Genomic DNA, 6,721 nt, shown 5'->3' with positions numbered 1-6,721 from the left:
GGACTTCGCCCGCGTCGATGCGGTCGGCACCGAACACGGCGCGCGCCAGCTCGGTGCGGCCCGCGCCCATCAGCCCCGCGAAGCCGAGTATCTCGCCGCGCCGCAGCACGAAGCTGGCGTCGCGCACCATCGCGCCCCGGCAGATGCCCCTGGCCTCCAGCACCACCTCGTTGCCTGAGGTGTCGGGCATCTCGTGCCCGGCTTCGGCGAGCTGGCGGCCCACCATCATGGCGATGAGCGTGTCCATCGGCGTCGTCGCCATCGGCACGGTGGCGATGTACTGGCCGTCGCGCATCACGGTCACGCGGTCGGCGATGCGCTTCAACTCATCCATCTTGTGCGAGATGTAGACGACGGCCACGCCGCGCGAACGCAGGCGCCCGATGATGCGGAACAGGTCTGCCACCTCCTCGTTGTTCAAGGCGGCGGTGGGCTCGTCCATGATGAGCACGCGCGAGTCGAACGACAGCGCCTTGGCGATCTCCACCATCTGCTGCCTGGCCACCGTGAGCTCGCCCACAGGGGTGTGAGGATCGAGCCGCAGGTTCATGCGATCGAAGATACGCTGCGTGCCGTCCCGCATCGCTTCTTCGTCGATGAAGAGGCCCAGACGCCCGCGCGGCTCGCGCCCGATGAAGATGTTCTGCGCGGCGCTCAGGTGATTCATCAGGTTCAGTTCCTGATGGATGATCCCGATGCCCAGCGCCTGCGCCTCGCGTGGGCTCGCGATGTCCACGGGCTGGCCGTCGATCAGCACCTCGCCCGAGTCCTTGCGGTAGACGCCCGCCAGCACTTTCATCAGCGTGGACTTACCCGCGCCGTTTTCGCCCATCAGGGCGTGCACCTCGCCGGGCAAGAGATCGAATTGCGCCCTGTCGAGTGCGCGCACGCCGGAAAAGGATTTGCAGAGGTCGCGGATGGTGACGATGGGTTGCATGATGGTGCGTTCAGTCCGTCGAGATGCCATAGAAGCGTTGCGCGGTCCCCCGCCAGATGTGGGCCTGCTCGCTGGCCGAGAGGACGCCGATGCAGGCCTGGCTGACCGCGATCCAGCCCGCGTAGCCACCAGCTAGGGTGAGCACCGGCCAGTCGCTGCCCCACATGAGGCGTGTGGGGCCGAAGTTTTCGAGCAGGTGTTCCCAGATCGGGAGCACAACACGTGCCGCGGCATCGACGTCGTGATGCGCTGCCCACGGCGCCTCGCCGCGGAGCCCAGAGAACTTGCAGTGCGCTTGCGGCAGCGCGGCCAGCTCGACCATCTGCTTGCGCCAGGTCGCGAAGGCCTCGCTGTCGTGCGCACCCATCGGCGGCTTGGCGGCGTGGTCGATCACTACGGGCAACTGCGGCCACTGCTTCAGAAAGCGGATCAGCGAGGTCAGATGCCTGGGCTTCACCAGCGCATCGAAGCGCAGGCCCAAGCGTACGAGCGCCTGTACCACGTCGGGATGCGGCATCCGCGCGATCCAGTCGTCGTCGGCCAGGTCCTGCAGCATCGGACGCACGCCCTTGAATTTCGGATAGCGGGCCATGCGTTCGAGCGAAGCCACCGTATCGGCACGGCCCAGGTCGACCCAGCCGACCACCCCGTCGACTACGTCGTGCGCCGTGGCGGGCTTGAGCATGAAATCCGTTTCGGCTTCAGCGTCGGCGGCCTGCACGAGCACCGTTCTCGCAACGCCATGCGCCTGCAGGAGTGGCGTGAGATGCTCGGGAAGGAAGTCACGCATCAGCGGCGTCAGGCTGGGCACATCGGCACGCAGCCACGCATAGTCGCCGCGCGCGGGCCGCCAGAAATGCTGATGCGAATCGATGCGCTGCGTCATGCTGCCTGGCACCATCCGTCGCGTCAGATGGTAACGCCGCCATCGACCAGAACGACCTGGCCGGTGACGAAGCGAGACTCATCGCTAAGCAGATACACCACCTGTGGCGCAATGTCTTCTGCCACCGCGAGACGCCCCATGGGCTGGCGTGCGATGAAGTAGCGCTCGGCCTGCGCCGGGTCTGCCGCAGCGGCGATTCGCTCGCGCAAGGAGGGCGTATTCACTGTACCAGGGCACAGTGCATTGCAGCGTAGCCCCTGTTGTACGTGGTCCGCTGCGAGGGCCTTGGTCATGCCAACCACCGCGGCCTTGGATGCACCATAGGCGAAGCGGTTCGGGAAGCCCTTGACCGACGAAGCCATTGACGCCATGTTGACGATCGATGCACCACCTCCATCTCGCTTCGCGTGGTCGAGCATGCCCGGCAGGAAGGCTTTCACCATGCGGTACATGCTCTTGACGTTGAGGTCGAAGGAGAAGTCCCATGCGGCCTCGTCGCATTCGAGCACGCTGCCGTGGTGCACGTAGCCCGCGCAGTTGAAGAGGCCATCGAGCGCCGGCAGTTCGGCCGCCAGCGCGGTGATGGCTTCCGGGCTGCGCACGTCAAGCACCGACGTGCGAATACCGGCGGAGGTATGCGCGAGCCTGTCGAGAAGCCCTGCGTTGATGTCGGTCGCAATCACCTGCGCGCCTTCTTGCGCGCAGGCCAACGCGGTGGCAAAGCCGATGCCTTGCGCTGCCGCGGTGACGAGAATCGTCTTGTTCTGGAGTCTGCTTGAAGTCATCTGTTCCTTGCATCAGGTAGGCGTGACATCGCGTTCTTCACCGTTGATGCGCACCCGCACCGGATTCTTGTTGCGCGCCTTGTCCGCGACGATTTCCCAGGACACCACCTGCCCGTTCTTCCATACGCAGCTCACGCGGTAGCCGCCGCGCGCGCGCAGGCCGTTGAATGCGCCGGCCGCCTTCCAGTCGTCGGGACAGGCCGGCAGCAGCACGATCACGCCTTCGTGACTCTGCAGGAGCATTTCGGTCAGCGCGCCGGAGATGCCGAAGTTGCCGTCCATCTGGAACGGCGGGTGGTTGCAGAACAGGTTCTGCAGTGTGTTGTAGCTCAGCAGGCCGCGCAGCATCGTTTGCGCGCGGGCGGCGTCGCCCAGCCGTGCGAACAGAGCACAGCGCCAGGGCCACGTCCACGAGCGCCGGCTGTCCCCCGTCACCGTCGCGGCGGTAAAAGGCTGGTTGACCACTTCGCCGCAGCGGGCCTTCAGCGACACCAATGCGGCGGCGGCAAAAGCAGGCGTCTTGACTGGTGTGATCTGGCGCCCCGGATACACGGCGAACAGGTGCGAGGTGTGACGGTGAATGTCCTTGGGATCGTCGATGTCCTCCTGCCATTCCTGCAACTGGCCCCACTTGCCGACTTTGTTCGGGGCAAGCTTGGCCTGCAGGCCCGCTACCACCGATTGATACGCCGTGTCGATGTTCAGCGTGCGGGCCGCGTCCAAGTAGTTCTGGAACAGGTCCCAGATGATCTGCTGGTCGTACATCACGCCGTCTTCGGTCGGTCCGTGCTCCGGCGACCAGCCTTTGGGAGAGACGAGCAGGCCGTCAGCGCGCGTCTTCAGCCGGTCTTCCCAGAACTGGCAGATCTCCTTGAGCATCGGGTAGGCCGTCACGCGAAGGTAGTTCAGGTCTTGCGTGAACGCGAAATGCTCGTACAGGTGCTGTGCATACCAGGCGCTGGAGACGTTGTTCCAGTTCCAGCCGTTGCCGCCGAAGATGCTCTGGCTCGTGCGCGCCGTCCAACCACGTGTGTTGGCGCCGAAGGCGTTTCTCGTCGCCACCCGGCTCGGCCCGGCGACCTGGGAGACGAAGTCGATCAGCGGCGTGTGACAGTCCGAGAGCCCTGTGCTTTCGGCGCCCCAGTAGTTCATCTGCACGTTGATGTTGGTGTGGTAGTCGCTCCCCCAGGCCGGCGAGTTGCTGTTGTTCCACAGACCCTGCAGGTTGGCTGGCAGACCACCCGGGCGCGACGAGCTCACCAGCAGGTAGCGGCCGTAGTCGAACATCGCCTGCTCCAGGCCGGGGTCGGTCGCACCGCCCGCGTAGCGCTGTAGGCGCTGCCGGGTGGACAGCGCCGCGGTGGTGGCATCGGTCTCGCCCCACACGACGCCGGCACGCGACATGACGGCGCCGAAGTCGGCGACATGCGCTTGGCGCAAGGTGGCGTAGGTCTTGGAGGCCGCCACGGCCAGCGTGGCTTGCACCCGGGGCGCGGGATCGGTGCTGCGCCAGCCTGCGGCGTAGTCCAACTTGTAGTCGGTGCGTGCATCGACCAGTAAGGTGAGGCTGGTGCACTTGTCGAAGCGCAGTGCATTGCCGTCCACCGTGAGTTGGCCGTCTTCCCTTACCACCTGCACCGCGCAGGCATATTTAAGGCCGTTGGCCATGGCCCCGCTGAACGACACCTGGGCCGTGGCGGCGTCGGCCTTGGCAGCTGCGCCCTGCGCGGAGGTCAAGGTCAGCGTGCCAGAAAACGCCTGCGCATCGCTGGCGGTGTAACGGAACACCATCACGTCGTGGGCCTTGCTGGCGAAAGCCTCGCGCACGATCTTGCGACTGCCGATGCTGAACTCGGTGGTGTGCACGCCTATGCCCAGGTCCAGCGTGCGGCGATAGCCCGAGACCGCCGCTTCAGCACCCGGCTTCAGGTCGAGGCCCGCGAGCGCGATCTCCGCCACCTGAAAGTGGCTCACACCAGTCTTCGGAACGAAGGCGAAGCGGTAGAAGCGGTAGGCGGTCGTGTTGGAGCAGTTGAACGTCTTGGACTGTGCGCGCGATTCGAATGGAGAGGGCAGCGAGCGCGTGTCCAGTGTTGTCCAGGTCGTCCCGTCGTTCGATCCGGCAAGAGTCCATTGCTGCGGATCGCGCGCCGGCACGTCGTTGGCACTGGTGAGCGTGTAGGCGCTCACGACCGCAGCTTGCGGCAGCGCCACCTGCCACAGCACCAGGGTGCCAGGGCCGTCCACGCACCACTTGGTCCCGTTGCTGCCATCCACGCTCTTGGCGACGCCTTCAGTCGCCGAGGTACTGCCCTGCGGTTCCGGCCAAGTCACCTGTGGCGATGGGACGCTGCCGATGAAGGCCAGTGCGATGTCGCCGAAGCTCCGGTAGCTGCCGAAGCCGGTCACGCTCGTGTCGAAAGCATCGTCGTTCTTGCCGGCCAGCGCGTTGTCGTAGTTGTTGACTCCGCCCCACAAGCTTTGTTCGTTGAACTGGATCTGCTCATTGGATGCGCCCGCGAACAGCATGGCCCCCAGACGTGCGTTGCCGATGGGCAGCGCCTGGGATTCCCAGTCGGATGCGGCACTGTCGTACCAAAGCGCGCGCGATGCGATGCTGGCCGGCGTGAAGGGTGCAGACGATGCAGCGAGGACGGCCGCCTTGTTCCCGACGGCCTTCTCGGAAGCCGTGGCGCTGCCCGCGGCGGGCATGCCACCTTCGCTGCCGCCGCCACATGCTTGCAACACTGGCAACACCGACATCGCGCCGCTGAGCTTGAGCAGCGCACGGCGCCGCAGGTCTTGGGGATTCCTGGTTTCTTCCATGGATCGCCTCCGTTGGAGTGTTTGCTGAGCTGGCCTCAGAACGTATGGCTGATGCCGAAGTACGTGCCCGATTGCTTGCCGCCCATGGCCGGGTTGTTGTTTGTCGCTTCCACCGAGAAGTTGGCGTTCGCGCTGTTGAAGACTTTGCCCACCGACGCGTAGAGCAGCGTGCGCTTGGACAGCGCGTAGTTCGCGCCCAGCATGTAGAGGTTGGCGCTGCCGGCGTCGCGGTTCTGCGTGACACGGAACATCGAACCGATCAGGGTCAGCCAAGGCGTGAGCTTGTAGTTGGCTCCGACCCAATAGTGGTTGGCCTTGCTCGGCGCATTGAGCGGCGCATCAGGCGCCGAAAGGCGCTGGTAGCCGACGAACATCTTCAGGTCGTCTGAGATACTAGCGGTGCCGCCGAGCGTGAGTTCCTTGGAGGTGCTGAACAGGTCGGAATACTTGCCGTTCTTGTCGCGCGCCACATCGTAGATGGCCCGTACTTCGAACGAAGGCGCGACATAGGACAGCGAGATGCCGTCCTTGCGCAATTTCGTGAAGCCATCGGTCTGTTCGCCTAGGCCAGTTTGCACGGTGGCACTGAAGCCCCCCCAGGTTGGCGTCGTGTATTCGATACCGTTGTCGTTGCCTTGCCAGTTGCGCCCGCGCACCAGCGTTGCGGTGCCGATGAACTGTTGACCCGTGGGATCGATGAACCACACGTCGTTGGAGATCGACAGGTTCTTGCCCAGCACCAGCTTGCCCCAGTAGTCCTGCAGGCCGACGTAGGAACGCCGGTTCAACAGTAGGTCGGCGCCGTTGGGCTTGGCCGCGGGCAGGTCGAAGCCGCCTTCGAGCACGAACAGGGCAGTGAGGCCGCCTCCCAGGTCCTCTGTGCCCTTCACACCGAGCATGCTGGTGCCCCACTGGTTGCCGGCGTGGCGCAACAGATGACCACGGCCCTGACCCTGGTCGTTGGCGATGTTGTTCTGGTAGTCGACGCCCGCGACCGCGCGGCCGTACAGGGTCACGCTGCTCTGGGCCTGGGCGCTCACGGCACCGAGACCCAGGCAGGCGATGCAAGCGCCCAGTGCACTTGCTGCGGCGAGGGGTCGGTGAGTCTTCATCGTCATCTTCTCGTCTCCTGTCGTTATCTGAATGGGATGTGCCAAACGGTGCTGGCTTTTCGCTTGCGCAGCTTTTTGGCCTGACCAATTTGGTCTGGCCACTTTGCCATATGGCTAAATTGGCCTTACCAGAACAAACCCTTTTAGGGTTTACCCTCAAGAATTTGCGGTATTA

Annotated in this window: 5 protein-coding genes; all 5 read right to left on the bottom strand. The window is 64.7% G+C overall.

Features of this window, described 5'->3' with window-relative positions:
- Nucleotides 1–937: sugar ABC transporter ATP-binding protein (locus EJP67_RS29045; RefSeq protein WP_133373065.1), on the bottom strand; the 937-nt coding region annotated here is incomplete at its 3' end.
- 10 nt (nucleotides 938–947) lie between these two features.
- On the bottom strand, nucleotides 948–1,823 hold the full coding sequence (locus EJP67_RS29040; protein WP_126025188.1) for an amidohydrolase family protein: 876 nt from the start codon (nucleotides 1,821–1,823) through the stop codon (nucleotides 948–950).
- 23 nt (nucleotides 1,824–1,846) lie between these two features.
- Nucleotides 1,847–2,608, bottom strand: a complete 762-nt coding sequence (locus EJP67_RS29035; protein WP_126025187.1) for an SDR family oxidoreductase — start codon at nucleotides 2,606–2,608, stop codon at nucleotides 1,847–1,849.
- Between the two features lie 12 nt (nucleotides 2,609–2,620).
- Nucleotides 2,621–5,320 (bottom strand): glycosyl hydrolase family 95 catalytic domain-containing protein, encoded by a 2,700-nt coding sequence (locus EJP67_RS29030; RefSeq protein WP_240650818.1) that lies wholly within the window; start codon nucleotides 5,318–5,320, stop codon nucleotides 2,621–2,623.
- Between the two features lie 149 nt (nucleotides 5,321–5,469).
- Entirely contained in the window at nucleotides 5,470–6,552 is a 1,083-nt protein-coding gene (locus tag EJP67_RS29025) for a porin (RefSeq protein ID WP_126025185.1), read from the bottom strand.
- Between the last annotated feature and the right edge of the window lie 169 nt (nucleotides 6,553–6,721).

This window comes from Variovorax guangxiensis, from assembly GCF_003952165.1.
Classification (GTDB): Bacteria; Pseudomonadota; Gammaproteobacteria; order Burkholderiales; family Burkholderiaceae_C; genus Variovorax; species Variovorax guangxiensis.
Note: the sequence above shows the minus strand (reverse complement) of the source record. Positions and strands in the feature narration are given on the sequence as shown.

Excerpts from the sequence above, each read along its gene's own strand:
- EJP67_RS29035 (WP_126025187.1), bottom strand. The coding sequence starts at position 2,608 with ATGACTTCAAGCAGACTCCAGAACAAGACGATTCTCGTCACCGCGGCA.
- EJP67_RS29025 (WP_126025185.1), bottom strand. The coding sequence starts at position 6,552 with ATGACGATGAAGACTCACCGACCCCTCGCCGCAGCAAGTGCACTGGGC.
- EJP67_RS29030 (WP_240650818.1), bottom strand. The coding sequence starts at position 5,320 with ATGCCCGCCGCGGGCAGCGCCACGGCTTCCGAGAAGGCCGTCGGGAAC.
- EJP67_RS29040 (WP_126025188.1), bottom strand. The coding sequence starts at position 1,823 with ATGACGCAGCGCATCGATTCGCATCAGCATTTCTGGCGGCCCGCGCGC.